Below are 26,640 nucleotides of genomic sequence, written 5' to 3' on the forward strand. Positions count from 1 at the left end.
ATAGGGTTTAGAAAGGCTGTAAAGCGCGAAAGTCATTAGAAGTATTAAAAATATTAAATCAATTTACGAATACTATAAGTAAAACAACAATTTAAAGTGTTGTATATGCTATGAATATCAGCTTTGCAAAATAGCTTATTTTTCAACTTAATTCAGATTTAAAATTCGTATAAAAAAACGACGATAAACAAAGGAAAACAAACGAAATTAACTCGGCTAAATACGCACCTAAAAGGGATAAAATATGCTAAAATTTACGGCTGTATTTTAGTTTTTTAGCTCAATTCCCTGAGTTAAATTTTTGCAAGATTTAAGATATAAATGCGGGCAGAATTCCTGCTTGTATAACAAGGAGTATGCATGAGCGTATCGGAAATTAGACCGATTGCCATTGAGGATGAACTCAAGCACTCGTATTTGGATTATGCAATGAGCGTGATTGTATCACGCGCTTTACCTGATGTACGAGATGGTCTAAAACCTGTTCATCGTCGTGTGCTTTTTGCAATGCACGAATTGGGTAATGACTACAACAAAGCATACAAAAAGTCTGCCCGTGTTGTCGGTGACGTAATCGGTAAATATCACCCTCACGGTGATTCTGCTGTTTATGAAACTATTGTTCGTATGGCGCAAGATTTTAGTTTGCGTTATATGCTTGTAGATGGTCAAGGTAACTTCGGTTCTGTCGATGGTGATAGTGCAGCAGCAATGCGTTATACCGAAGTGCGTATGCAAAAGCTTACCCATGAAATTTTGGCGGATCTCGAAAAAGATACCGTAGACTGGGAAGATAACTACGACGGTTCAGAACGTATCCCGCAAGTGATGCCGACGCGCATTCCGAATTTGTTAATTAACGGTACGACTGGTATTGCTGTGGGTATGGCGACTAATATGGCGCCTCATAACATGACGGAAGTTGTGAATGCATGTCTGGCTTATGCTGAAAACCCAAATATCAGCATTGAAGGTTTGATGCAGCATATTTCGGGTCCAGACTTCCCGACTGGCGGTATTATTTATGGTAAATCAGGCATTGTAGATGCTTACCGTACGGGTAAAGGTCGTTTGCATATCCGTGGTAAATATCACTTCGAGGAAGACCAAAAAACAGGTCGTACTACGATTATTTTTACTGAAATTCCATATCAAGTTAACAAAGCGAAAACCATCGAGCGTATTGCTGAGTTGGTGAAAGAAAAGAAACTCGAAGGTATTTCAGAGCTACGCGACGAATCTGATAAAGAGGGTATGCGTATTGCCATTGATTTAAAACGTGGCGAAAATGCAGAAGTTGTCGTGAACAACTTATTCTTGAATACGCAACTCGAAAATTCTTTCAGCATTAACATGGTGTGTCTGGACAACGGACAGCCTAAGTTAATGAACCTCAAAGATATCATTGCGGCATTTATTCGTCATCGTCAAGAAGTCGTGACCCGCCGTACCATGTTCGAATTACGCAAAGCGCGTGAACGTGGTCATATCTTAGAAGGCTTGACGGTTGCGTTGGCGAATATTGATGCCATCATCGAAACGATCAAGACCTCTGCAAACCCAGCTGAAGCGCGTGAACGTTTACAAGCAGGTGAATGGGCTGCGGGTGGTGTGGTTGCTCTCCTAGAAAAAGCGGGTTCAGTTTCTGTTCGTCCTGAAGTGATCGACGGTGAAGATCCAAACCGTCCATTTGGTTTAGATGGTGATGTGTACCGTTTGTCTCCGACTCAAGTCGGTGCGATTTTAGAGCTACGCTTGCACCGTTTAACAGGTTTAGAGCAAGACAAGCTTCACGCTGAATATACCGAAATTCTAGGTCAAATTGCTGAGTTAACTGCAATTCTGAACGATTTCAATTTATTGATGAATGTCATTAAAGAAGAACTGGCTTTAATTCTTCAGCAATATGGCGATGCACGTCGTACTGAAATTGTGGAATCACGTATTGATTTCTGCCGTGAAGATTTAATTCCAGAAGAGCAAGTTGTATTAACTGTTTCGCAAACGGGTTATGCAAAAACGCAACCATTGTCTGACTATGCGGCGCAGCGTCGTGGTGGGCGTGGTAAATCTGCAACATCGATGAAAGAAGATGACTACATCCAACATCTGATTGTCACCTCAAACCATGCAACGGTTTTATGCTTTACCAATGTAGGTAAAGTATATCGCCTGAAAGTGTTTGAAGTGCCACAAGCTTCTCGCGGTGCAAAAGGTCGCCCAATGGTGAACTTACTGCCGTTAGAGGCAGATGAAACGATTACCGCAATTTTGCCTGTGATTGATGCGCCAAAGAAATTTAAAGATCGTTTAGCTGACTTTAAAGCTTTTGTTCGTGCCAATGTAGTGAAACTACGCGAAAACAGCATTATCGAAGCGCATTATGATGCTTTAAAAGCATCATTTGATGGATTGGCTGAAGATGCAGATGAATTATCAGATGCATTGCGTAAACAATTAAAAGAGCTAGGTGTAGAACTTTCTACAATAGATCTTGATGATGAAATTGTTGCTGAATTTGCAGAATTGACTGAAAAGTTACGTAAAAACTTCTTTGTATTTATGGCAACTGCATCAGGCACTGTGAAACGTGTAGAGTTGGAACAATTCAGTAATGTACGTTCAAATGGTTTACGTGCAATTGAGCTGAATGAAGAAGATACCTTGATTGGTGTGGCGATTACTGATGGCGAACAGCAAATTATGTTGTTCTCTAATGAAGGTAAGGCGATTCGTTTTGCTGAAACAGATGTACGGGCGATGGGCCGTTCTGCCAAGGGTGTACGTGGTATGCGTGTCACAATTGGTTCAGCTCAAGTCGATGAGTCAGAAGAAGTTGAATCGGATGAAGATGATGCAGCAGATGCAAACTTCATTAGTCGCATTGTATCTTTAGTTGTTGTTCCAGAAACAGGTGAAGTGCTGTGTGCTTCAGCTAATGGTTACGGTAAACGTACACCTGTCGATGACTTCCCGACCAAGAAACGTGGCGGAAAAGGTGTAATTGCGATTAAAACCTCTGAGCGTAATGGTGAATTGGTCGGTGCTGTTGCGATTGATGAAACCAAAGAACTGATGCTGATTTCAGACGGTGGTACTTTGGTTCGTACTCGCGCTTCAGAAGTTGCACAAACAGGCCGTAACGCACAAGGTGTTCGTTTGATCCGTTTAGGTGAAGATGAAACATTGGTGGGTGTAGAGGCGATTGATACAGTAGAAGAAGATGAAATCGAAACTATAGAATCAGTAGTGGCTAATGAAAAGTTAGTTGATGAAGAAATGATTGTAGATGAAACTGAAAACGAATCAGATTTGAATGAATCTGAAGAAGAATAAGTGATGATCTAAATTAAAAGGACGCTAAGGCGTCCTTTTTCTATATGATTTGCTGCATAAATAATGGGAAAAGAATGATGAAGATGAAGTATGCGATTCTAGCATCGGTATTGGTTTTCAGTGGGTGCGATAAACTGGGACAGCAGGCCAATATTCCAGATCCTAGTCCACAGCAAGTACAGGCTGCTCAAGAGGCCTATGATGATTTACGAGCGCAAAACTTTGATCGATTAATGACGCATTTTGAGCCTGAGTTGCAGGCACGCTATCAAGGCAATCAAAAAGATATGCAAAAGTTTGCACGTGGTTTGCCTCAAGAAAATTATAAAACCAAAAAAATTGTCTCAAAAAAATTGCTGAATGAAAGCAATCAGCCAAGTAAATATACTGTGACCTATGAATATGCCTATGATAAAAACTTAGTACAGTATGATGTGAGTTTTGATAAACCCAATGGCAGCAGCAAAATTCGAGACATTAGCGTGTCAGTATTTGGCGAGAAAATTGAATAATCAAAAGTGATATTAAATAAAAAGGATGCCTTAGCGTCCTTTTTATTCGCATTAGTAATTACAAAGTATCATTAAGCTGTACATTGTAGTTCTTTTGCTTTTCAGTATCGAATTGGCCTTCCCATTTACTGATCACGAGTACAGCCAAGGCATTACCAACAACATTCAATGCAGTACGTGCCATATCTAAAATACGGTCAATACCTGCAATAAACGCCAGACCTTCAAGTGGAATACCAACGCTGCCTAAAGTCGCCAATAGCACCACGAAAGAAACACCAGGTACACCTGCAATACCTTTAGAGGTAATCATAAGAGTAAGCACGAGAATGATTTGCTGACCTAAGCTTAAGTCAATACCATAGAGCTGAGCAATGAAAATCGCGGCGATACTTTGATACAGTGTTGAACCATCCAAATTGAATGAATAGCCAATTGGGATAACAAAACTGGTAATTGTTTTTGGCGCGCCATAAGCTTCCATTTTTTCCATAATACGTGGAAGCACGGTTTCTGAACTGGCAGTTGAGTAAGCTAAAATCAATTCATCTTTTAAGATTTTAATAATGGTCCAAATGCTGAATCCGCAAATTTTGGCAACAAACCCCAATACAATAAAAGTGAAGAAGAAAATAGCGGCATACACCAATACGGCAAGTTTGACCAATGGAAGTAACGAGCTAAAGCCAAAGTTTGCAACGGTCGCAGCGATCAAGCCGAATACACCTAAAGGTGCAAACTTCATGATCATGTGTGTAACTTTGAACATTGTCTCAGAAACACCATGCAATACCTGAATCAGCGGTTGTTTCGTTTCTTTAGACAAAGAACCTAAGCCAATACCAAACAATACCGAGAAGAAAATAATCGGCAGCATTTGACCGCTAGTTAATGCAGCAAAGAAGTTCGGTGGAATTAGCGACAAAATGGTTTGTACTAAACCATGAGAATGTTGGCTAACTTCATGACTGGTTTCTTGATATTTAGAAATATCGACTTGAGTTAGCGTCGACATATCAATACCAGCGCCTGGCTGGAATATATTTGCCGCAACCAAGCCAACAATAATGGCAATGGTTGTAATAATTTCAAAATATAAAATAGTTTTGAAACCTAGGCGACCAACATTGGTACCATGACTTGTATTCGCAATGCCGAGAATCAGCATTGAAACTACAAGTGGGATTACAATCATTTTGATGAGGCTAATGAATATTGAACCTAATGGGCTCAATAAATTAGTTACAAAGGCATCACGATATTCAGGAGAATAGTGCAGAAAAGAGCCTAGAAGTACACCTAAAATGAGTGCAATTACAATTTGCCATGCAAGGCTTATCTTAATTTTTTTCATACTCAGCTCAGAAAAAAAATTAGGGGCAAAAAATATCTGCAAGAACTCTTATGCTGCATCAAAATGCGATGGCACGAAAAAAAGAAGAATGCTGGCAGATGGAAGGTGGCTATTGTGAAGTTATTATGAAGAATGAGCGATCTTTTTTTAATTTATTATTATTGATTGATTGTTATTTAATCAATTTTATTTGGTAATACGATTGATTCTAGAAAATAGATTAATTTGTAAAATAAAAGTGATGAATATATGGCTATTTAGGTTTGATACATAAGCGATAATGTGCCCAGCTTAAACAGATGCTTGCAAAAACACTCAGATAAATGAGCTTAGTAATGACCATTTGCGTAGGTACACCCATCTGATTCAATTGAATAAACATTTGAATACCTTGAGTAGATGGTAGAACTGAGCCTAAGTATTGCATCCATTGTGGCATAGCGGCATGTGGCCATGCTGTACCCGAAAGTAAAAATAGCGGAATGGAAGTGAAAACAATGAGATGACCAGCGCGCTCGGGAAGATCCAGATAAGAAGCCAAGACAAGACTCAGCCCAATCACACTGCTTATAAAAATTGGGACAGCAATCAGCATTCCCAGAAAATTTCCGCCACGCGGATAGTCATAGAACCAAAAGGTAAAACCAAATAAATAAAAGCAGCCTAAACAACCTATGCTTAGCGCAGCAGCAAATAATCCCCAAAACTCAGTTGTTTTGCTCCGCCAATTTGAGTTGCGATAACCTGCAATCAGCATACACAAGCCCAAGACAATAGTCTGATGAATAATTAATGGGGCAATCGCCGGAAAAATATAACTTCCATAGCCTGAAAGTGTATTAAATAATGGAATTTGATGAACAGAAAGGACGGGTGAAAAATGTGAAATCTGACCAAACTTTTCTGCGCGTTCTGCTAGGGTATTTTCAATGGCTGTTGCCAGCCCCAAACCAATTTGTTTAGTTCTTAAAAAATAGGCAGCACTCAAATATAACCCAACACCGCCGACTTCACCGCGATGAATACTATTAGACAAATTATTTGGTAATAGCAAAATGCCATCTGCACGTTGTTGCTTTACCCACATCTCTGCTTCGGCAAAATTTCCTGTTACCGCACGAACCTGAATATTTGGACTGTTACTTGCTGCATTAATGATACTGGCAGTTAAAGCACTTTGTTCTTCATCTACAATAATGATGGGTAATGCTTGAGCATGTTGTGCTTTATAAGCTGTGGGATAGAAAAAACTATAAAAGAAGATTGAAAGCACCATCGTTGTGAGAATGGAACTATTCTTTGTAATATCTTTAAATGTTTTTACAAAGTAGAAAAGAAATGACTTTAATGTTTGTTTCATTCCTGCACCTCTACACGACGTTTTTTTAATAACAGGAAAGAAGTTGTCCAATAGACGAGACAATAAAAAACTAGAATTGCTAAAGGAATGAATGAAAGTTGTATCGGACTACCAACGACCCATTGTTCAGTTTGAAGTTTGGCATAAGGGGTATATGGAATAATATTTGCCCAAAATTTGGTAAATGCAGGAGCATTATTTAAAGGGAGTGTCACACCTGCAAAACTTAAGGATGAACCGCCATATACAGCAATAAAGCCGAAAGTTTTGGCTAAATTATGGGTAGCTAATACTACAGTTGCACTAATTAAAGCATAGGCAAAATAAAATAAAAACTGAGCTAAAAGTAGGAGCCAGAGTTGACCAGCCACAAACCACCCTCGAATTTCTATAAGCCAGAACATCCACAACCATGTCCAAATACTGAAAATAAAAACATAAACAAGAACTTTACTGAGTAATGTTGTCCATATTGTTGAAGATTTGAGCCAGTTTTTTGCAGACTTAAATTGAAATTCCTGACCTACAGAAAAGGCCACACAACAACAGAGTAATAAATGTAGAACAGCAGGAATGACAAAAGGTTCTAAATAAAATTCGTAACTGAGACTCGGATTATAGAGTGGCGAGATTTTCACATTGGGAGTAGGGATGTCTAAATAGGGAATATTATTTTCTAAATAATTTTGTCCCATGTAATTTGCCATGGCTTGCACAGTACTGCTGAGCATGGCTGAAGAAATGGTATTGCCGACGCTGAAGTAGCTTTGATTAAATGCAAGAGCAATTTGAGCATCCTTGGCTTGAACCAGTCGTTGTTCGGCACCTGCTGGAATCAGTACGTAGCCCCAAATTTTTGTTTCATTCAGTAGGCGTTCAGCTTCATTGGAATCGGGCGTTACGGTATAAATAGCTAAGCTTTGATTACTGGATAAATATTTTTCGATATTTCGACTCAGATTACTCTGATCTTGATCAATAATCGCAATGGGTAAATGTTCAGGCTTTCCCTGAGCAAACATACAGCTAAATAGCACAATGATACATAGCGGGGCGAGTGTAACTAAACACAAGTCCCATTTATGTGTGGCTAAATAGCGGAGTTCACGCCAGAGACCAGCCCACATCAGGATTGCTCTTTGACTTTAAATAACACACTCATGCCAACTTTAAGATCAGGAATGGGTATGCTTGGTGTTAAGTGGAGCTTGAAACTACGTATGTCGTAGCCTCCAGTTTGTCGCGTTGTTTTGATGGTGGCAAACTCACCCTCTGCATCAATGTTTTCGATTTTAAATTGTGCAGTTTTATTTAAAGCGGGTATAAATCCTTCCAAAGTTTTAGCTTGATAGACCTGAACATACTGATCTTCTCGAACATTTAAGCTCACCCAGAGCTCATCGTCTAAAATAATACTCATGACAGGCACGCCAATCGCGACTAATTCTGAGACTTTGCCGTAGGTTTTGGAAATTGTACCGTTTACAGGTGAAAATAATTTTGTTTCAGCATCTAGCGCATTGGCCTCTGCAACCGCAGCTTTAGCAATTTCAACCTGCGCATCGGCTGTGGATTTCTGTTCAGTTGTACTTCCTCGTTTTGCCCGAGCATATTGTTGATAGGCAGCTTCAGTCAACTGAGCAGCAGATTGGGCGGCAGCCTGCATTTCGTCACGGCGCTGACGTGAAATAACACCCTCCTGAAAAAGTTTTGCTCCACGTTGGTAGGTTGTCTGTGCCAACTCTTGTTGAGCTTTCACGGCTTGCCAGTTGGCAAATAGGGTATCAATATTCTCTTGTTGTGAGCCTCGATCAGTTGTCGATTGCAGTGCTAGCGCAGATTGCAAAGTAGCCAGTGCCTGCTGTTTTTTAGCATCAATCTCAGGACTATATAAACGTACGAGAGGCTGATTTTTTTGAACTTTTTCCCCATCATGTACATAGAGTTCTTCAATTCGGCTTGGTATTTTGGTACTGATATGAATGGTTTCCGCTTCAACTCTTCCTTGTATTTCAACCATTTTGGGTTGGTAGCTTTTCCACAAACCAAATGCGATTAACCCAAGCAGTAAGATGGCTAGAATAATACCCAAGCTTTTCAGAAGCTTAGTTTTTGATGTTGGATCAGTCACTTTTTCAGAGACATCATTTAACTGTTCTGCTGAATTTTCTGTCTCAGTGTTATTTTCGGTCAGTTGCACTGATACATCCGTTTCAGATTTAGCTGTTTTTTCTTCTTCCAATGAGGAAGCATTAGGTTCTTGATCAGGTGTTGATTGATCTTGATTCATGTGGTTTCCCCATTAAAGTTAACGAATATATTGCGTATTTTTTTGATTTACATAGCTTTGAAACTCAGCTATAGAACCATGGCTTTGTAATAAAGTGGCTAATGACATGACGTATTTATAAGCATTCAGTGCCATCTCAGATTTAAGAGCCGTCATGGCATTTTGAGCATCAATGACTTGTGTGGCAGTACCCATATCTTCTTTGAAAGAAAGTGTTTGAATACGTAAATTTTCTTGTGCGGCTAACATGTTTTGTTGCAGTAAAACATGGCTTTGTTGTGCAGTTTCAAGCTCGCTATATGATTTATAAATCATGTTTTCGATTTCTTGCTTGGTACGCTCAGTGGTTAATTGTAAAGCGTATCTTTGTAATTCAGCAGCTTGTATATTTTTTTGTTTGTCGATGCCCGAAAATAAATTGTACTGAGCGGCAATACCAACAATCCAGTTTTGATGTTCATCTAAGCTGTATTCACCGAAGGCAAATACAGTCGGCTTTTTGGCTGCCGATTCCGCTTTTACTTTTACTCCAGCAAGTTCAGTATCCTTTTGCAATTTTTGAACCAGAGAGGATTGTTCAGGGTAACTCTTTAATAATTGATTAACCGAATGATTTTGGGTCGTATTGACAAAAAGAGGCGTGCTTAATTCTGTTATTTCACTGCTTTGGAGTAGATTATTCAACTGAAACAAGCTGGCTTGTAGGTTGGCTTGGGCATTTTGTGCTAAACGTTCAGCATTATTTTTAGCAACTTCAAATTGCATCCGTTGCCCTTTGCTAATAAAGCCTTGCTGTTCTAATTTCAGCGCATTTTGATAATGTGTTTGCATTGCTTGAGCGTTAAAGCGGCTTGCTGCTAATAATTGTGTCTGTAATTGAGAGTTAAAATAAGCCTGAATAATTTCGAAACGTTGAAGGTCTTGTTGCTGTTTATTATTGATAACGCTGCGCTCTGACTGAATTTGTGCCATTTGTTTGGCACTAGAGGTCAACCCGCCAGTATATAAAGGCATAAAAACAGAAACAGTAGGACGTACGACTTGATCATCCAAATTCACAGTCGCTTCATTGGGAATTAATCCAACGCCACGGTCAATGACTTGCCCAACACCATCTTTTAGCGTGTCTGTAATTCCGCTGGGTATGCCACTATTATTTTGCCATTGATCAATTTGATTATTCACGCCCTGAGTAAGCGTATTATCCAGATTGTTTTTTAAGGAGTTTAGTGGCACATCCACTTCATTATGGAAGGCATAAGCACGTACATTTAAATCTATACGCGGGAGTCCGAGCCCTTTCACTGCTTCGGCTTGCAGTTGAGCAGATTGTTGTAGAGCTTGCGCAGCTCGAGTGCTATAGGATTGAGTCAGTATGTTTTGTTCAGCCTCAATATAGCTGATTGATTTTGCATAACTTGGAGTATGAAATAGCATACTAGTACATAGGCAAATAAAACTAGGGAAAACGGGATTCATCCTAAGCGTTAATTTTCTTGGTTTTAATTGAAAACGCTGTGGCATTAATCAAACTCGCATTGTTGTTGTAATGAATTATACAGATCTTTATTTTATTGGTGTAAACGGGCGCGTTTACATTGTGAGTGTTGCAGATGCTAGACTCATTTTCCAGTAAATAGATAATACGATAAATTTAAACTTTTTAAAAAATTACATAGATAAAAATAGCAATGACAGCGTACGTTTTCAATTTACATTTACTTGTATCAATGCAATCAGACCAGATCTATATTCATTAAATCTTAGATTTATTTTATCAGAACAATGGTTTTGCTTGATCCAACTCGAACCAGAGTTTTGCACCGTTCATGTTTCTTATGGTTACTTACTCATCTCGCTTCCGAATATTGTAGTAAGACATAAATCTCAAAATATCATGATTTACACCATATTTTAACTGGCTATCTTATTTGTAGAATGGATGAGAGTAAGGTCAGTCCTTGTGAGTTGGTGCTGGTTTCTATGTTGAATCATCCCATACTTAGCTTAATGAATTTAATACTGCTTTCAACGGTTTTTTTAAGCTACGACAAATGTAGTGGGTATTTTAGTTTGAGGTGACTAGCCAAAATTTGTATGCTCAATCTACATGTCACAGGATTAATATACATGATGAAAAATTATTGAAAGATTTAAAAGAACAACATTTTACTTGGCCTAAAAAGAAAAAAATTCATGTTTAGCGTTATGTTGAATTGGGCTGTTATTTAATAGCTACGATGTTGATTCATGCTATGGTGATGATTTCAGCATTAATTGTACGTATAGTCAGCTACTTAGTGACTGTTAAATCATTTAATAAAGCTATTCCACCTAAAAAAGAATCGATCTTTATTGAAGTTTTGACTTTAAATACCCGATAGCATTGAAATATTTTCAGGATAATTTACTGCAAGCCTGAGCAAGATATGATTAAATGCCATCATTTTATTGTGTTTCACCTCTGAAAGGAAAAATCATGCGCGCGTACAATTTCTGTGCTGGTCCTGCTGCATTACCTACTGCCGTTTTAGAAAAAGCTCAACAAGAGTTGTTGGATTGGCATGGCAAAGGGCTGTCCATTATGGAAATGAGCCACCGTAGCAAAGACTATGTTGCAGTTGCAGAAAAGGCCGAAGCTGACTTACGTAAGCTCATGAACATTCCTGAAAATTACAAAGTGTTATTTTTACAGGGTGGGGCATCACTACAATTCTCTGCAATTCCATTAAACCTGTTGGGTAAAAACAACAAAGCGGACTATATCCATACGGGTATTTGGTCTGAAAAAGCGTTGCAAGAAGCGCAGCGTTATGGCGATATTCATGTTGTAGAAGCTGGAACAAAAATTGACGGCAAACTCGCGATTACGCCACAAAGTCAATGGAATTTATCGGATGATGCTGCGTATGTGCATTATGCAGATAATGAAACAATTGGTGGTCTACAGTTCGCTGGCATTCCAGAAACAGATAAGCCATTGGTGTCTGATTTTTCATCAAGCATATTGTCTGCGCCTTTAGATGTGTCTAAATTCGGGTTGATTTATGCAGGTGCGCAAAAGAATATTGGTCCAGCAGGCTTAACATTGGTCATTATTCGTGAAGATTTATTGGATCAAGCGAAACCAGAAATTCCAAGTTTGCTGAAATATTCTGCTCAAGCTAAAAATGATTCGATGGTGAATACACCATCAACATATGCGTGGTATTTGTCAGGTTTAGTATTTGAATGGTTACTTGAAAATGGCGGTGTAGATGCCATTCATCAAGTGAATCTGCAAAAAGCACAATTGCTTTACGGCTATATTGATTCTAGCGACTTCTATGCAAACCCAATTGCAGAAGCAAACCGTTCAATTATGAACGTACCATTTACTTTGGCAAATCCAGATTTAGAAAAATTATTCCTGAAAGAAGCTGAAGAAAATCACTTGTTGAATTTGGCAGGTCACCGTTCTGTAGGTGGTATGCGTGCAAGTATTTATAACGCCGTTCCTTTAGAAGGGGTACAAGCGTTGGTTAACTTTATGGATGACTTTGCAAAACGTAACGGTTAATCCTAATATGCAAAAACCCATCTGAATAAGATGGGTTTTTTTATTTTAAGCGTAAAATTAAAGAATAAACTGGTGCAGAATATAAGCCGATGACATCATGCCAAAAATAAAAAAAATGCATGACATCACATCAAGGGGGTAGCGTTGTTCAAGTTGAGTTTCAACGCGCTGTAAATTTTCTTCTTGTACGATTTTCATAGATATTTCGTTCCGATCTATATTATCGTTAAATCCTATTGCTTGTTCATATTATAGACATAAAGAATTGATTAAATAAAGTACTAATTTGCATTAATTCGAAAATCGCGCATATTTTAATTTAAATAACTTTTCTATATTCAATAATCTAACTTTTACTCAGTATTATTATAACTAAATGTTTTTATTTGTTTTTTATTTTAAGAGGAATACAGCAGTAAATAAATTTAAAACTGTGGATAAGTGCGCATTATTTGAATTTAAAAAGAATCTTAAAATAAAAAACTGTGGATAAAATATAAACAATGATATGCGATTGACCTTGTTGATTGTAATTAAATAGAAAAAGCGAAATACAAATCATGGATTCGATATGATCTATATTCCGCTTTTTAAGATGCTATCTTGATGAAAAAATTAATTTTTTGAGTGAATACTCACTTGAACCCAAATATTGCCACGAATGTATTGACCAATATTAAAATGTCTATATTGATCATCTTTGGTCGCAATACGAATGAGGGTAGCCTCTTGATTTTCATCATGAATAAGCGTGACATCATAGAGTGTATATTCTTGTCCCATAAATTCTAGGCTAGTTTTGCCCACAATATTTCCTTGGAACCAAGCCTCATCTTCTTGCCCCATTTTTTCGCCATACAAATAGGCCACCATTTTGGAGAAGTCGACAGTGACAGGTGCTTTATCATCATCAGATTTAGGCTCCCATGCATCTATTTGCTCTTGTAGATTGGCGGGTGCAATACCATCATTTGCAGCCAGAATATCATTCAAGGCACGGTGATGTTTAATTGAAGCTGGATCATCTACTACCAGTTGTTCATGTTCAGAAACTGCTTCTAATTCATAGGCCCATGCATTTAATTGAACCAAATAGGTTTGATCTTTTTGGTATTGATCATGATTCACACTGTAGAGACTATCAAATGCATAAACAATGCTATTGTCGCCTAAATTTAAACGCAGTACTGCCTGAGTATTAGATTTACAGCTAATAATCCGCTCAATTGAGGCTTTGACTTTATACGGGCTTTCAAAACTTGGAAAAGCGGTCTTCACCGCTTTAGGCTTATTGTTTTCAACAGCAATCACTTGGCAAAGTTGTACTTTTTCCTTGCTAGGACCTTGAATCAGCCATACAGATGCATCCATATCACATTCTTCACGGCAAAGTCCCATTGGCATGATGGGTTCATCAAGCGCCAGACCTAACCATTTGGGAACTTCAGTGGCTGGATTCTCTGTCAGCAGATTCCAATGCTCAATATGACTGCCGAAGTTTTGATCTTCAATGCTGATCATTTCTGGTCTGTTTTGATTTTTCATAAGCACAATTTTGAATGTTCAGTGGCTTTAATCTATTAATCGAGGGTGATTTGGAGATTTCAAGTCTATCTGGATGAAAATAAGAGTAAAAATACAAACTAAGTGATGAATCTGGACTGAGAAAGGAAAGCATGTTGTATATTTGTGAGCATCCCAATTTTAAGTTAACGCATTTTTCATCTTGCCTTTTATTAATATTATACTTTTCAAGTATATTTAAAATGAACAGCAGAGTAATGCAGAGCTTTTTGTTACACTGAGTGAAATTTTTAATATCGTAGATGCCTGTGTTAGCTTTTAAACTCTGGGTTGATGCTGATGCATTGCCAAAAATTTTACGTGAAGTGATTTTACGTGCTTCAGATCGTTACCAGTTAGAGGTAACTTTTGTTGCCAACCAAAACGTGGGGATTACCCCTTCGGTGCGTATTAACTCCATACAAGTGATGAGTGGCGCAGACGCAGCCGACCAAGAAATTGTATCGCGTATGCAAGCCAATGACATTGTAGTGACACAAGATATTCCATTGGCGGCTCAAGTGATTGAGAAAGGGGGGATTGCCATTCATCCCCGTGGTGAAATTTATACCACTGCCAATGTAAAAGCACGGCTACATTTACGTGATTTTATGGACACCTTACGTGGAGCAGGTGTACAAACTGGTGGCCCACCGCCAATTTCAGAACGTGATAAGCGTGAATTTTCGAGCAGTCTTGATCAAACGATTCAAAAGCAAAAGCGCAAAACTAGTGTTTAAATGGAATTGACTATGCCATCCAAAGCCAATTTGATGTCCACCTATGCCTTATTGGTGTTCATCTGGGCAACCACACCATTAGCCATTGTATGGAGTGTTTCAGACATCCATTTAATGTGGGCATTGGTTTTGCGATTTTTTATCGCCTTGCCTTTGGCTTTGGGACTTATTTATGTACTGAAAGTGCATTTGCCATTTGATCGAATCAGTTTGCGAAGTTATTTGGCAGGTGCTGCAAGTTTTATTGGCTCGCAAATTTTTACCTATATGGCGACCCGTTATTTATCCTCAGGGATGATTGCTTTGATGTTCGGTTTAGCTCCAATTATGGCGGGACTCATAGGTCGTTTTGCTTTTCAGCAACAATTACATCGACTGCAATGGTTGGGCATGACGATTTCGGTATCAGGTTTAGCGATTATTTGCTTTACGGGTAGTCAGCAACATGTGCATCCAATCGGCATTTTACTGATGTTGCTTAGCGTATTTATTTATGCTTTATCAATGTTTTGGGTCAAAAAAGTCAATGCACCTATCAATCCTATTGCGCAAGCGACAGGTTCAATTTTAGTGTCGAGCATTGTGGCGGCTTGTTTAATTCCTTTTATTTGGCAGTATGTACCTACTCATATACCACAAGTAAAATCGATATTGGCATTGTTGTATACCGTAATCATGGCATCTCTGATTGCGATGTTCTGTTATTTTAAATTGGTACAAAACTTACAGCCGACCACCATTTCATTAACCACAGTCATGACACCAATTCTAGCAATGTTGATTGGTGCCTTGTTGAATCAGGAAATGTTGTCTTTAATGGTTTTTGTGGGTGCGGGCATTTTATTATTGGGTTTATTTATCTATTTTTATCGAGATTTAAAAGCGAGCAGAGAGCTCGCTCTTAAACTCAAGCGATCCAAATAATCTGCGAGTTTAATCTTTGGATTGTTCCAAGTCGACGCATTCAGCCAATTTGACCCGATCTTGTGGGTGTAATGTAATAAAATAGGCGCCTGTGCGGAATTTTCCTTTACCTTCGTCTCGGCTGTAAACAACCTGAGCCGTCGCAGCAATGTGAAAGAAGTTTTCAGGATGACTCAAAGTGACATGAATGTAAGTGCCTTCCTGAATTTCACGGTCACTGTGAAAACTAAATCCACTCTCAGAAAAATTGACATGTTCAGGCACAGGTAACATGGATTGTACAATTGCGTCGTATAAAGAGCCTGTAATGAGGTTTAATTTTTGATTGAATAAGGATAATATTCGAGCAATTTGTTGATCTTTTTCAGTTAATTGTTCTAATTCGTAGTTTAATGCCAGATCAAATTGATCTAATTCTGCGAGTAGTAGAAAATAGCGGGGCAAGACAAAATTTGGATCGTAAGGATCATTAAGAGCAACATCATCAGAAATAATCTGATAATTAATTCGCAAGGCAGCATCGATACGTGACATAACTCTACGTTCCGCTGAGGCGCTTTGATGCTGTAAATTTTCCATAATGTATTACCTCGGACTAGATGGTATGTTTAAACCAATCTCGCTGTACATCGGGTTAAGATATACTCGCGCACGGCGTAGCAACCACTTTATTTCTTTTATTGCTCTGGTTTCAATGATCGGTCTCACATTAGGTGTGGCTGTGCTCATTACAGTTTTATCTGTGATGAATGGGTTTGACCGAGAATTAAAAAACCGTGTACTAGGCATGATACCTCAAGCCACTGTTTCATCAACACAAATTTTAACAGATTGGCCTGAACTTGCAAAAAAAGTTGAACAGCATGAGCATGTTAAAGGTGTTGCGCCATTTACTCAATTACAAGGCATGATAACTGCACATGGTCAGGTCTCTGGTCTTATGGTGACAGGTATTGAGCCGGAATACGAGAGAAAAGTCTCGATTATTCAAGATCACATGGTCGAAGGTAATATTGATCAATTGAAAAAAGGCGAATTTGGCATTGTTTTAGGCAAGCAATTAACCGATGCGTTGGGCTTGGGTTTGAACGATAGTGTTACGTTGGTCTTGCCAGAAGCAACGCCGTCACCTGCGGGTGTGGTGCCACGCTTCAAGCGTTTTAAAATTGTTGGCATATTTAGCATTGGAGCGGAAGTAGACTCCATGATGGGCTATATTGCCCTGAATGATGCATCAACGTTGCTTCGTTTGCCTGATGGTGCACAAGGAATACGTTTAAAGTTGGATGATATTTTTGTTGCACCACAAGTAAGTAATGAAATTGTACGCGAATTGCCAGGCAATTATTACGCTTCAGACTGGACTTATACCCACGGTAATTTGTTCAGTGCCATTCAAATGGAAAAGGCGATGGTCAGTCTGCTGTTGTTCCTGATTGTATTGGTTGCGGCATTTAATATTGTCTCGTCGCTGGTGATGGTAGTCACTGATAAAAAGGCAGATATTGCGATTTTAAGAACTCTAGGTGCTTCACCTGCGACCATTACCAAAATTTTTATGGTACAAGGTACAGTCATTGGCGTTATTGGTACTGTAGCCGGTGCGATTTTAGGCATTATTTTCGCAACTGGGATTAGTGGTTTTATTGACTGGGTGAATACAGCACTTGGTTTACATTTATTTGATGCCTATTTTATTAATTACTTACCTTCTTATTTAAGATGGCAAGATGTAGTGATTATTGTCAGCCTATCTTTAATTTTAAGTTTCTTGGCGACCATTTACCCTGCATTACGTGCTGCTAAAATTCAACCTGCGGAGGCTTTGCGTTATGAGTAACGTGGTATTAGAAGCCAAAAATGTGGTTAAACATTTTACGGATGGCAAATCAACTGTTGAAGTGATTAAAGGTCTATCTTTAAAAGTCCATGCTGGTGAGTTTATTTCGATTGTAGGTTCAAGTGGTTCTGGTAAAAGCACTTTGCTACATGTGTTGGGTGGATTAGATCGTCCTACAGAAGGGCAAGTCTGGCTTAATGGTCAGCGTTTTGACCATATGGGAGAAGCTGAACGAGGCTATTTGCGTAACCAGCATCTCGGTTTTGTGTATCAATTCCATCATTTATTACCTGAATTTTCTGCTTTAGAAAATGTTGCGATGCCGCTAATGTTACGTGAAGGGACGAACTATAAAGACGTCAAAGCACAGGCCGAATATTTATTAAATCGTGTTGGGCTATCGCATCGTTTAACGCATAAGCCTGGTGAATTATCAGGTGGTGAGCGTCAGCGTGTTGCACTTGCACGTGCCTTGGTAGCAAAACCAGCATTAATGATGGCGGATGAACCTACAGGCAATTTAGATCGGAAAACTGCGGTTAAAATTTTTGAATTACTCAGCGATTTACGTCAAGAATTTAATATGGCAATGTTGATTGTCACGCATGATGAGCAATTGGCACAAACGGCAGATTCTATATTGCATATGCAAGATGGCCTTTGGGCTGAACCGTAATAAAATTTAAATTCTTATCTTGTACTTGAAGCCCACCTTGGTGGGCTTTATGATGTGCGGCACGCATAAAAACAATATGAAAAATAATGATGTATTACATATTAATCGCTTGGATTTTTGGTATCACGGGTATGGGAAAAGTTTGGGCACTGACAGGTCAAACTTGTGCTTTATTGGCAATAGTATGTTTGATTGTTCAATGCGTTCTCTTTAAATTCCCACAACTTAATTTGCAATCGATTCGATTAATAAGGCTAAGTTTATTGTGTTTGCTGAGTTTTAATTTGGCTTACGTATACGCAGACAGTGCTTTAACACGACGTCTCTCTTTACGTGAATTGACCGCGAAACCTGCCGAAGTGATTGTGCATGTAAAATCATTGAATCAGCTTCAATCAAAACATATTCAACAGCAGATTATGGTATTGAATGATCGAAAGCAACCTGTGAAGTGGTTAGCTTATGTCTATCCATCCTTAGATAGTCAGCTCGAATTGGGGCAATACTACCGATTGTATGGAGAGGTGTTACCAGCCCATAGTTATGCAATTGAAGGCGCATTTGATCAAGAAAAATGGTTTTTGCAGCAAAACATCATGGCTGCATTTCGAGTAAAAAAAGCAGAAAAGCTGACTGAACAACAACTTTATGCTATGGGGTTCATGTCCTATTTAAGACAGCAGAACAGTATAGTTGCTGAAATACAGTTGGCCATTGAGCAACAAAGATTAAAGTTGCGAAATACATTACAACAGCAATCCTTGCATCACTCAGGTTTACTTTTGGCGTTGTTAACAGGCGACCAAAGTTTATTGAGCCCCGAAGTTGAAGCGTTATTTAATCGTATGGGACTCAGTCATTTATTGGCAATTTCTGGTCCCCATGTTTTGATTTTTGCTGCAATGTTGTGTTGGATGATTCATCGGTTAATTATCCGTTTTACACCCAGTTGGTATTTACGTTATCCCAAACCTTATTTATTGATGATTCCATTTTGTATGGGAGTATTGCTCTATACGGCTTTTGTGGGGTTTGAAATTCCTGCATTAAGGACACTGTTAACCAGTTGTATTGTTGCTGTGCTGATTTTATTGAGATTCAAATTACAAGCCCTGCAAGTACTCCTCCTCAGTGCTGCAATTCTACTGTTTTTAGATCCTTTTAGTATTTTATCCGCTGCCTTTTGGTTGTCTTATTGCGCCTGTTTAGTGTTGTTAAGAATTTATCAAACCATACAGCAGCAGTCTGAGCAGTTGATGCTAACGCGTTATGCACAACTTAAGTTATACATTGCTATTTTATTTGAATCACAAGGGAAAATATTTTTAGCGTTATTACCCTTGATGTTGGTTTTCTTTCAACAAGTGGTCTGGATTGCACCATTCAGTAATATGCTGGCATTACCATGGTTGAGTCTGCTTGTTGTTCCATTAAGCATTATTGCGACCCTGTGTTTATGGGTTGTTCCTCCATTGGGAATTTTGTTATTTAAATTGAATGATCTAGGTGTGTCTTTTTTACTTTCAATTTTAAATACTGGCGATCAGATATTTGGTTCAACGGTACAAAATATTGCCATGAGCTGGACAGTGATGTTTGGGCTGATTTTGGGTTTGATTATTCTGTTTTTACCTCGGGGTGTTGTGCCAAAAAGTTGGAGTGTTGTCTGCTTTTTACCTATTTTTATATTCGATGAATCAAAACATGCGTTTGAATTACAAATTCTAGATGTTGGGCAGGGGCAAGCTATTTTTTTACAAAATCACGATCAGCAGATGATGATTGATATGGGTGGTCATTATGATGAACAAAAATTTAGTGTAGGACAGCAACTCATTCGTCCTTTTTTAAATAGCAGGGGAATATCTAATTTAGATCAGTTGGTATTGACTCACTTAGACCAAGATCATAGCGGCGCATACTTTTCTTTACGTTCAACTTTGCCTGTTCAAACAATTTACAGTAATGAGCAGGTGCACGTAATGCCTGAGTCTCAATTCAATTATTGTCATTCAGGACAGGTATGGCAATTAAAGGGTGTCAAAATACAGGTATTATCACCAAAACAGCAGCAATTAACTGAAGTTACTCATAATCAAAATGAGCTTTCTTGTGTGCTCTATGTTCAAGTGCAAAATGCCCAACCCTATGCCAACTTTTTGCTTATGGGAGATGCGGGGTGGGAAGCAGAATATCAGATTTTAAAGGACTATCCAGATTTAAAAGTGGATGTTCTGGTATTGGGGCATCATGGTAGTAAAAACAGTTCGGCTTATGATTTTTTAAAACAATTAAAACCCAAAATTGCGATTGCCTCTGCGGGAATTAATAACCGTTATGGTCATCCAAGTAAGCTGACTCTACAGCGTTTAAATGAACTTAAGATTCCGCTTTACAGCACAATTGACAAGGGAAGTATTCAATTTATACAGGCACAGGATCAAACGATACAATTAAATTTTTATCGTGATCAGCAGCGTTGGCTTAATCGCTAGTCTGCTGTTGTCTAATTTTCATGACCAATGATATGGCTTGTTCATGAGGTAAGTTATAGAGATTGCGTAACGCTGGATTGGCTTTAAAACGCTTATAGCTCCAATGATAATGTTCTGGGAAACGTTGAATCAGTTTTTCAATTTCATGATGAATAACTTCCGTACCATCATTGGCACTGCCATGATAAATTTCATCAGAGATTGGCTCTATATGCATGTCAAAGCCATGCGCATCATTACGAATTGCATATAGCAACAATGCTTTAGCTTTAGTTTTTTGAATCAGCTTGGCACTTAAATTACTCGACTCTAATGGTAAACCAAACATAGGAACCAATTCTCCGCCAACATTGGGAGTGTGGTCGGGCAAAATAACGGTCGTTCCACCTTGTTTTAATGCTTTAAAAATTTGTCGTACACCCGTTTCATCGGTCGGAACCAGATTCGCTTGTTCGCGGCTGCGTGCACTTCGTACGAAATTATCCGCTGCTGGATTTTTTACAGGTTTATATAGAATCGTCATTTCAGTAAATTGGGCGACCCAAGCATTCATCACTTCCCAAGTGCCAAAATGTGGAACAATCAATACCACCCCTTTTTTCTCAGCCAGCGCATCGTGTAAATACTGTTCACCAGTAATTGAATGAATACGTGAGATGTTTTTCTGATTTTCTGAGCCCCAAATACTAAAGAATTCAAAATAGGATATGAGTTCATTTCGAATGGCGTGTTGGGTAATCAATTCACGTTGCTGGTCAGGCAGTTCAGGTAAAGCAATTTCAAGATTGAGACGAATTGTTTGTGATGTTTTAGAAATTTTTAATACGTTCACTAAACTCGCGAGTGAACGGGCAATCATGCGAGAAATTTGAATAGGTTGTCGACTTACAAATTGGAGTACGCGATCAGTCATTGTTTTTGAAGTTTTGTCAGTCATTGCCTAAAAAATATGAGGATAAGAAATATAAAACAGTAATTATTATAGGCGAAAATACAGGGTTTAAATAGTTTATTGCGTTTGCATGTATATAATGGGGGTAATTTTATTCATTATTGGATCATATTAAATGTCCGATTGGCCACCTAAACCACAAAACGAAAGTCATATTACACAACAAAATTTAGAAAAGCAGTCAGGAAAAGAATGGCAAATTCTTGAGAAAGCCGTATTGGCTTCCGTGGAAGAGCAACGTCGCGCACGTCGTTGGAGCATATTCTTTAAGTTGCTGACTTTTGCTTATCTTCTCTTCATCTTGGTAATTTTGGGTAAAAGCTGTAGCACTGCTCCTACAGATGTCAGTTCGACTACAGGATCACATATCGCAGTAGTTGATATTATTGGCACAATTGCCGCAGATAAACAAAGTGTGAATAGTGAAGACACCATCAAATCTTTGAAGAAAGCATTCGAGAATAACAATAGTAAAGCTGTTGTCTTAAATATCAATTCACCTGGTGGCTCTCCAGTCCAGTCAGATGAAATTTGGCAAGAAATTCAATATCTCAAACAACAGCATAAAGATAAAAAACTGTATGCTCTTATTGGTGATACTGGTGCATCAGGTGCTTATTATATTGCTTCTGCGGCAGATGAAATTATTGTCAACCCATCGAGTTTAGTCGGTTCTATTGGGGTAATTATGCCGAATTATGGTGTGAATGGGTTGATGCAAAAGTTGGGTGTAGAAGACCGCACAATGACTTCAGGTGAAAACAAAGCAATTTTATCAATGACTCAACCGGTTGATGCTGCGCAGAAGGCACATGTACAAGCCGTATTAGATAATGTACATGATCACTTCATTGACGCGGTTAAGAAAGGTCGTGGCGCCAAATTGAAATCGCAAGACCCTGCCATTTTCTCTGGACTATTTTGGACAGGTGAGCAAGCAGTAAAACTTGGGATTGCTGACCGTACAGGTAGTCTAAATAGCTTGAAACGTGAACTGAAAATCGATAAAACAGTGGACTATACCGTTCAATATAATCCATTGGATTCTGTTCTGGGGCGTATGGGAAGTTCAATCGGACAAGGTTTTGCAACTTCACTCTCAGAGCAAGTTCAAGCTGAGCAAACGACAAAATTACAATGAAACCACTGATCCACTTTGCGCATGCCAATGGTGTGCCATCCAAAGTTTATGAAAAGCTTTTTCATTTACTTAGAGATGATTACGATATTGTCTATGTTCCACTCATCGGAACTGACCAGCGTTACCCTGTGACCAATCATTGGCCGCACTTGGTGGATCAGCTAACCGACAGTATTGTACGTCAGGCCCATGGGCGTCCAGTCATTGGATTGGGGCACTCTTTAGGTTCTGTCTTGACCATGATGACAGCATATAAGCGACCTGAATTATTTCAGCAAGTGATTATGCTGGATCCACCACTGATTATGGGTAAAGCCTCTTTACTGTTCCACACGGCGAAGTTATTTCAACCGAAACTGGTGGATCATATGACGCCAGCAGGTCTGAGTAATCGCCGCCGTGATCATTGGGAGTCTCGTGAACAGGCAGGTGAAATGTTACGACCGAAAAGCCTATATCAAAAATTTGATGATGAGTGCTTTCGGGCTTATTTAGATTATGCCTTAACCGAAGATGCTGAGCGCGGTGGTGTAACCTTGACCATTCCTAAAGCTGCTGAAGTTGCAATATTTCGTAATACACCATCTTGGTGGTGGTTACCTATGCCGAAACCTAAAGTTCCGATGCATTTGGTGGTCGGGGATCAAAGTGAGTTTCTAAAACACGGTTTTCCGCAAGTTGCCAAGAAAAAAGTGGGTATTCCATTTAGTGTGGTTGCAGGCGGGCATATGTTCCCTCTGGAACGCCCTGAAGCGACGGTAGAATTGATTAAGCAGTTGATTCAGCAATAACAGAAAATAAAAAATGCATCCGAGGATGCATTTTTTATTCGAATATTATTCTTTACAGTTTACAAAATTGAATGGGTTCATTCAAAACTTGATTGCGATACATCACGGTATTGGTGTTGTGATATTGCAAGGCACCTGTGCAGATCCATTCTACAACTTGAGGATAGATCAAGTGTTCAAGTTCATGCACGCGCTGTGCAAGTTGTTCGACATCATCATGACGTGCAACTTTCAATACACCTTGTGCCAAAGATTGTCCTGCATCTAACTCTGCGGTGACATAGTGCACGGTACAACCATGATACATATCACCTGTATTTAGCACGCGTTGGTGGGTATGCATACCTTTATAGTGTGGTAAAAGAGAAGGGTGAATATTGAGCATTTTCCCTTCCCATGCATGGACAAACTTAGCACTTAAGATGCGCATGAAACCTGCCAATACCACTAAATCAACATTCCAATCTAATAACTGTTGATGCATTACATCATCAAATGTTTCTCGAGTTGGATATTGTTTGTGCTCAATGACAGCAGTCTGGATGCCTGCTTGTTGAGCACGTTTTAGCGCGTACGCTTCAGGCTTATTGCAAATTACACCTACAATTTTCCCTGATAGACGGGCATCTATCAGCGCTTGTAAGTTACTGCCACTTCCTGAAACAAGGACAGCAATTTTCATTATGCAAAGATTACGCGGACTTTCTCGTCAGCACCTTCAACAGATTCTGCGTTGTCTACGATGTGACCCATAGCCCAAGCTTTTTCACCTTGTTCAGTTAAAAGCGCAATGGTTTTATCTGCATCATTTGCATCAACAGCAATAACCATACCTACGCCACAGTTGAAAGTACGGTACATCTCGAATTGTTCAACACCACCTTCTTTTTGAAGAAGTTTGAACAATTCTGGCCATTCCCAAGAAGATTCATTAATAATCGCTTGAGCACCATTTGGTAACACACGAGGTAAATTACCCGGTAAACCGCCACCAGTGATGTGCGCCATTGCATGAACATCAACTTGTTTGCAAAGTTCAAGAATTGGTTTGACATAAATACGTGTTGGTTCCATTGCTGTGTCAGCAAGTGGGCGACCATCTACGATTTGAGTAAGATCGACATTTTTCACGTCTAAGATTTTGCGAAGTAGAGAGTAGCCATTTGAATGTGCACCGCTTGATGCAACACCAATTAAGATATCACCCGCTTTAACTTTAGAGCCATCAATGATTTTGCTTTGCTCAACGACGCCTACACAGAAACCTGCAAGGTCATAATCTTCGCCTTCATACATGCCTGGCATTTCAGCAGTTTCACCACCTACCAATGCACAGCCCGCAAGCTCACAACCTTTACCAATACCTGTAACGACATCAGCAGCGACATCAACATTTAAGTGACCTGTTGCATAGTAGTCAAGGAAGAATAATGGTTCTGCCCCACACACTAAAAGATCATTTACACACATTGCAACTAAGTCTTGACCAATCGTGTCATGACGGTTTAAGTTCAATGCTAAACGTAATTTAGTACCCACACCATCTGTGCCAGATACAAGAACAGGCTCTTCATAGCCTTTAGGAATTTTACATAGTGCGCCAAAGCCACCTAATCCGCCCATCACTTCAGGACGAGTTGTACGCTTAGCGACAGATTTGATTCGATCGACAAGTGCGTCGCCCGCTTCAATATCGACACCTGCATCTTTATAGCTTAAACCAGTGTTTGGGGTAGAAGTTGAGTTGCTCATAGTGAAGTCTCCGCATTTGCGCGGGGATTATAACCTGAATAAACGAAACTCTTATGTTATTTATGCTCTAAAATGCTATCTTTAATTAAATATTTTACTTTTTATAACGATTAAATCGAAAAAGGCGGGTTTATATGGTCGACCGAACCTTGCGGCGCATTTTTATTCTTACAGGTATTGTACTTATTTTGTGGGTACTCTATTTATTAAAGCCTGTTGTATTGCCTTTTATTGTCGCCTTTTTAGTCGCTTATTTGTTTAATCCATTAGTTCAAAAGTTCCATCAGATTGGATTGCCACGTTGGCTAGCGATTAGCATCGTATTTATTGGAATTGGTGTAGTCTTAACCTTAGCGATTTCTTATTTGGTGCCTTTAATTTGGCAGCAGCTAATGTATGCCAAAAGCAGTATTCCCGCTGGGATTCACTGGCTGAATGATACCTTCTTACCTTGGTTGTCGCGTACTTTTAATTTAGTACAGATGGAAATTGATAAGCATCAACTGTCTACGGCAGTGATGGATTATATCCAGACCAATTATAGTGCAGACAGTTTACAGACAATGGCACTGAAAATTGCCCAGTCTGGATTAAGCTTCATTCAAATCGGTGGGACAGTAGTTCTTATCCCAATTATTGCTTTTTATTTCTTGTTAGATTGGGATCGTATGCTCGATAGTATGCGGCGCCTCATTCCACGTCCTTACGAACAATCGACCTTAAAAATTGTGGGTGAATGCCATAGCGTACTCGGTGCATTTGTGAAAGGGCAATTTTTGGTGATGTTGTTGCTCGGCATTGTGTATGCAGTTGGTTTGCAATTAATTGGCCTTGAAGTCGGACTGATTATTGGTATGGTTGCAGGCTTGGCCAGTATTATTCCTTATTTAGGTTTTGCGGTCGGGATTATTGCTGCGGTCATTGCATCACTTTTCCAGTTTGGATTGGACTGGATGCATTTGGCTTTGGTTGTTGTGGTTTTTATGATTGGTCAAGCTGTAGAAGGTTATATTCTTCAACCTTTCTTGTTAGGCGATAAAATTGGATTATCACCCGTCGCTGTGGTTTTTGCTGTATTGGCAGGTGCACAATTGGCAGGATTCTTAGGGATGTTAATTGCTTTGCCTGTAGCTGCGGTGATTGTGGTGCTACTTAAACATGCACGAGAATGGTATGAGAAGAGCCAGTTGTACGGTACACAAACAATCTTCACTTCTAATGCAGAAGCTGATTCTATTAGTATAGAAACGTCACAACTGGAAGTGGATATTGAAATTAAAGATCAAATTGCGAAAGATCAGCAAGTAGCTGAAAAATCAAGTAACATCGAACCTAAACCATAAAGCGTATAAGGC

The 26,640-nt window shown here is 39.1% G+C and carries 22 protein-coding genes; 11 read left to right on the forward strand and 11 right to left on the reverse strand.

Annotation, left to right across the window (positions count from 1 at the left end; genetic code table 11):
- Positions 1-360 precede the first annotated feature (360 nt).
- Entirely contained in the window at positions 361-3,336 is a 2,976-nt protein-coding gene (gyrA, locus tag I593_RS01985; protein ID WP_016165918.1) for a DNA gyrase subunit A, read from the forward strand.
- Positions 3,337-3,410: 74 nt separating this feature from the next.
- Positions 3,411-3,848, forward strand: coding sequence for a DUF3887 domain-containing protein (locus I593_RS01990; protein WP_228130554.1), 438 nt, complete (start codon positions 3,411-3,413; stop codon positions 3,846-3,848).
- A 58-nt stretch (positions 3,849-3,906) separates the two neighbouring features.
- Here I593_RS01990 and gltP read toward each other — a convergent pair whose 3' ends face one another.
- From gltP to I593_RS02015, 5 genes are all read right to left on the reverse strand, one after another.
- A complete protein-coding gene (gene gltP / locus I593_RS01995) occupies positions 3,907-5,202 on the reverse strand; it encodes a glutamate/aspartate:proton symporter GltP (RefSeq protein WP_016165920.1) in 1,296 nt (431 codons plus the stop codon).
- A 253-nt stretch (positions 5,203-5,455) separates the two neighbouring features.
- A complete protein-coding gene (locus I593_RS02000; RefSeq protein WP_016165921.1) occupies positions 5,456-6,562 on the reverse strand; it encodes an ABC transporter permease in 1,107 nt (368 codons plus the stop codon).
- Positions 6,559-7,689, reverse strand: a complete 1,131-nt coding sequence (locus tag I593_RS02005) for an ABC transporter permease (RefSeq protein WP_016165922.1) — start codon at positions 7,687-7,689, stop codon at positions 6,559-6,561. Before I593_RS02005 ends, I593_RS02000 begins: the two co-directional genes overlap by 4 nt.
- The gene (locus I593_RS02010; RefSeq protein ID WP_016165923.1) at positions 7,689-8,852 is read right to left on the reverse strand and encodes an HlyD family secretion protein; all 1,164 of its coding nucleotides are present in this window, start codon (positions 8,850-8,852) and stop codon (positions 7,689-7,691) included. Before I593_RS02010 ends, I593_RS02005 begins: the two co-directional genes overlap by 1 nt.
- Before the next feature lie 18 nt (positions 8,853-8,870).
- Positions 8,871-10,289, reverse strand: a complete 1,419-nt coding sequence (locus tag I593_RS02015) for a TolC family protein (RefSeq protein ID WP_228130555.1) — start codon at positions 10,287-10,289, stop codon at positions 8,871-8,873.
- A gap of 1,042 nt (positions 10,290-11,331) precedes the next feature.
- On the opposite strand from I593_RS02015, the gene serC reads away from it, so the two are divergent.
- Positions 11,332-12,411 (forward strand): 3-phosphoserine/phosphohydroxythreonine transaminase, encoded by a 1,080-nt coding sequence (gene serC / locus I593_RS02020; protein WP_016165925.1) that lies wholly within the window; start codon positions 11,332-11,334, stop codon positions 12,409-12,411.
- Positions 12,412-12,468: 57 nt separating this feature from the next.
- On the opposite strand, the gene I593_RS20575 is transcribed toward serC, so the two are convergent.
- The gene (locus I593_RS20575) at positions 12,469-12,609 is read right to left on the reverse strand and encodes a hypothetical protein (protein ID WP_016165926.1); all 141 of its coding nucleotides are present in this window, start codon (positions 12,607-12,609) and stop codon (positions 12,469-12,471) included.
- A 417-nt stretch (positions 12,610-13,026) separates the two neighbouring features.
- Positions 13,027-13,956: a hypothetical protein gene (locus tag I593_RS02025; RefSeq protein WP_016165927.1), complete on the reverse strand. Its 930-nt coding sequence runs from the start codon at positions 13,954-13,956 to the stop codon at positions 13,027-13,029.
- Between the two features lie 281 nt (positions 13,957-14,237).
- Between I593_RS02025 and I593_RS02030 the strand changes: the two genes are divergently transcribed.
- Both I593_RS02030 and I593_RS02035 read left to right on the forward strand, forming a co-directional pair.
- Positions 14,238-14,714 (forward strand): YaiI/YqxD family protein, encoded by a 477-nt coding sequence (locus I593_RS02030; RefSeq protein WP_016165928.1) that lies wholly within the window; start codon positions 14,238-14,240, stop codon positions 14,712-14,714.
- 12 nt (positions 14,715-14,726) lie between these two features.
- Positions 14,727-15,638, forward strand: coding sequence for a DMT family transporter (locus I593_RS02035; RefSeq protein WP_016165929.1), 912 nt, complete (start codon positions 14,727-14,729; stop codon positions 15,636-15,638).
- Between the two features lie 9 nt (positions 15,639-15,647).
- On the opposite strand, the gene I593_RS02040 is transcribed toward I593_RS02035, so the two are convergent.
- A complete protein-coding gene (locus I593_RS02040; protein ID WP_016165930.1) occupies positions 15,648-16,217 on the reverse strand; it encodes a PilZ domain-containing protein in 570 nt (189 codons plus the stop codon).
- A 25-nt stretch (positions 16,218-16,242) separates the two neighbouring features.
- Between I593_RS02040 and I593_RS02045 the strand changes: the two genes are divergently transcribed.
- From I593_RS02045 to I593_RS02055, 3 genes are all read left to right on the forward strand, one after another.
- Positions 16,243-17,478, forward strand: coding sequence for a lipoprotein-releasing ABC transporter permease subunit (locus tag I593_RS02045; RefSeq protein WP_016165931.1), 1,236 nt, complete (start codon positions 16,243-16,245; stop codon positions 17,476-17,478).
- Entirely contained in the window at positions 17,471-18,154 is a 684-nt protein-coding gene (lolD, locus tag I593_RS02050; RefSeq protein ID WP_016165932.1) for a lipoprotein-releasing ABC transporter ATP-binding protein LolD, read from the forward strand. The genes I593_RS02045 and lolD overlap by 8 nt, the downstream gene beginning before the upstream one ends.
- 86 nt (positions 18,155-18,240) lie before the next feature.
- The gene (locus tag I593_RS02055) at positions 18,241-20,649 is read left to right on the forward strand and encodes a DNA internalization-related competence protein ComEC/Rec2 (protein WP_016165933.1); all 2,409 of its coding nucleotides are present in this window, start codon (positions 18,241-18,243) and stop codon (positions 20,647-20,649) included.
- Here I593_RS02055 and I593_RS02060 read toward each other — a convergent pair.
- The gene (locus I593_RS02060) at positions 20,639-21,586 is read right to left on the reverse strand and encodes a lysophospholipid acyltransferase family protein (protein WP_016165934.1); all 948 of its coding nucleotides are present in this window, start codon (positions 21,584-21,586) and stop codon (positions 20,639-20,641) included. The genes I593_RS02055 and I593_RS02060 overlap by 11 nt on opposite strands.
- Positions 21,587-21,716: 130 nt before the next feature.
- Between I593_RS02060 and sppA the strand changes: the two genes are divergently transcribed.
- Complete coding sequence (gene sppA, locus I593_RS02065; protein ID WP_016165935.1) at positions 21,717-22,742, forward strand: signal peptide peptidase SppA; 1,026 nt, start codon at positions 21,717-21,719, stop codon at positions 22,740-22,742.
- Positions 22,733-23,533, forward strand: coding sequence for an alpha/beta fold hydrolase (locus I593_RS02070; protein ID WP_026441294.1), 801 nt, complete (start codon positions 22,733-22,735; stop codon positions 23,531-23,533). Before sppA ends, I593_RS02070 begins: the two co-directional genes overlap by 10 nt.
- A 52-nt stretch (positions 23,534-23,585) precedes the next feature.
- On the opposite strand, the gene purN is transcribed toward I593_RS02070, so the two are convergent.
- A complete protein-coding gene (gene purN, locus I593_RS02075) occupies positions 23,586-24,218 on the reverse strand; it encodes a phosphoribosylglycinamide formyltransferase (RefSeq protein ID WP_026441293.1) in 633 nt (210 codons plus the stop codon).
- Positions 24,215-25,285 carry a phosphoribosylformylglycinamidine cyclo-ligase gene (purM, locus tag I593_RS02080; RefSeq protein WP_016165938.1) on the reverse strand — a complete coding sequence of 357 codons (1,071 nt, stop codon included), beginning with the start codon at positions 25,283-25,285 and terminating at the stop codon, positions 24,215-24,217. The genes purN and purM overlap by 4 nt, the downstream gene beginning before the upstream one ends.
- A gap of 134 nt (positions 25,286-25,419) precedes the next feature.
- Here purM and cxpE point away from each other — a divergent pair, with 134 nt between their 5' ends.
- Positions 25,420-26,628 (forward strand): chloramphenicol efflux transporter CxpE, encoded by a 1,209-nt coding sequence (gene cxpE, locus I593_RS02085; RefSeq protein ID WP_016165939.1) that lies wholly within the window; start codon positions 25,420-25,422, stop codon positions 26,626-26,628.
- Positions 26,629-26,640 lie beyond the last annotated feature (12 nt).

The sequence above is a fragment of the Acinetobacter tandoii DSM 14970 = CIP 107469 genome (assembly GCF_000400735.1).
In the GTDB taxonomy this organism is placed as follows: Bacteria; Pseudomonadota; Gammaproteobacteria; order Pseudomonadales; family Moraxellaceae; genus Acinetobacter; species Acinetobacter tandoii.

What these genes read in the sequence shown, in the direction of transcription:
- I593_RS02030 (WP_016165928.1), top strand. Translation starts at nt 14,238, where the DNA reads ATGCCTGTGTTAGCTTTTAAACTCTGGGTTGATGCTGATGCATTGCCA.
- I593_RS02000 (WP_016165921.1), bottom strand. Translation starts at nt 6,562, where the DNA reads ATGAAACAAACATTAAAGTCATTTCTTTTCTACTTTGTAAAAACATTT.
- I593_RS02040 (WP_016165930.1), bottom strand. Translation starts at nt 16,217, where the DNA reads ATGGAAAATTTACAGCATCAAAGCGCCTCAGCGGAACGTAGAGTTATG.
- I593_RS02055 (WP_016165933.1), top strand. Translation starts at nt 18,241, where the DNA reads ATGATGTATTACATATTAATCGCTTGGATTTTTGGTATCACGGGTATG.
- sppA (WP_016165935.1), top strand. Translation starts at nt 21,717, where the DNA reads ATGTCCGATTGGCCACCTAAACCACAAAACGAAAGTCATATTACACAA.
- gyrA (WP_016165918.1), top strand. Translation starts at nt 361, where the DNA reads ATGAGCGTATCGGAAATTAGACCGATTGCCATTGAGGATGAACTCAAG.
- I593_RS02005 (WP_016165922.1), bottom strand. Translation starts at nt 7,689, where the DNA reads ATGTGGGCTGGTCTCTGGCGTGAACTCCGCTATTTAGCCACACATAAA.
- I593_RS02035 (WP_016165929.1), top strand. Translation starts at nt 14,727, where the DNA reads ATGCCATCCAAAGCCAATTTGATGTCCACCTATGCCTTATTGGTGTTC.
- lolD (WP_016165932.1), top strand. Translation starts at nt 17,471, where the DNA reads ATGAGTAACGTGGTATTAGAAGCCAAAAATGTGGTTAAACATTTTACG.
- purM (WP_016165938.1), bottom strand. Translation starts at nt 25,285, where the DNA reads ATGAGCAACTCAACTTCTACCCCAAACACTGGTTTAAGCTATAAAGAT.
- I593_RS01990 (WP_228130554.1), top strand. Translation starts at nt 3,411, where the DNA reads ATGATGAAGATGAAGTATGCGATTCTAGCATCGGTATTGGTTTTCAGT.
- serC (WP_016165925.1), top strand. Translation starts at nt 11,332, where the DNA reads ATGCGCGCGTACAATTTCTGTGCTGGTCCTGCTGCATTACCTACTGCC.
- cxpE (WP_016165939.1), top strand. Translation starts at nt 25,420, where the DNA reads ATGGTCGACCGAACCTTGCGGCGCATTTTTATTCTTACAGGTATTGTA.
- I593_RS20575 (WP_016165926.1), bottom strand. Translation starts at nt 12,609, where the DNA reads ATGAAAATCGTACAAGAAGAAAATTTACAGCGCGTTGAAACTCAACTT.
- I593_RS02045 (WP_016165931.1), top strand. Translation starts at nt 16,243, where the DNA reads ATGTTTAAACCAATCTCGCTGTACATCGGGTTAAGATATACTCGCGCA.
- I593_RS02060 (WP_016165934.1), bottom strand. Translation starts at nt 21,586, where the DNA reads ATGACTGACAAAACTTCAAAAACAATGACTGATCGCGTACTCCAATTT.
- I593_RS02010 (WP_016165923.1), bottom strand. Translation starts at nt 8,852, where the DNA reads ATGAATCAAGATCAATCAACACCTGATCAAGAACCTAATGCTTCCTCA.
- gltP (WP_016165920.1), bottom strand. Translation starts at nt 5,202, where the DNA reads ATGAAAAAAATTAAGATAAGCCTTGCATGGCAAATTGTAATTGCACTC.
- I593_RS02025 (WP_016165927.1), bottom strand. Translation starts at nt 13,956, where the DNA reads ATGAAAAATCAAAACAGACCAGAAATGATCAGCATTGAAGATCAAAAC.
- I593_RS02015 (WP_228130555.1), bottom strand. Translation starts at nt 10,289, where the DNA reads ATGCTATTTCATACTCCAAGTTATGCAAAATCAATCAGCTATATTGAG.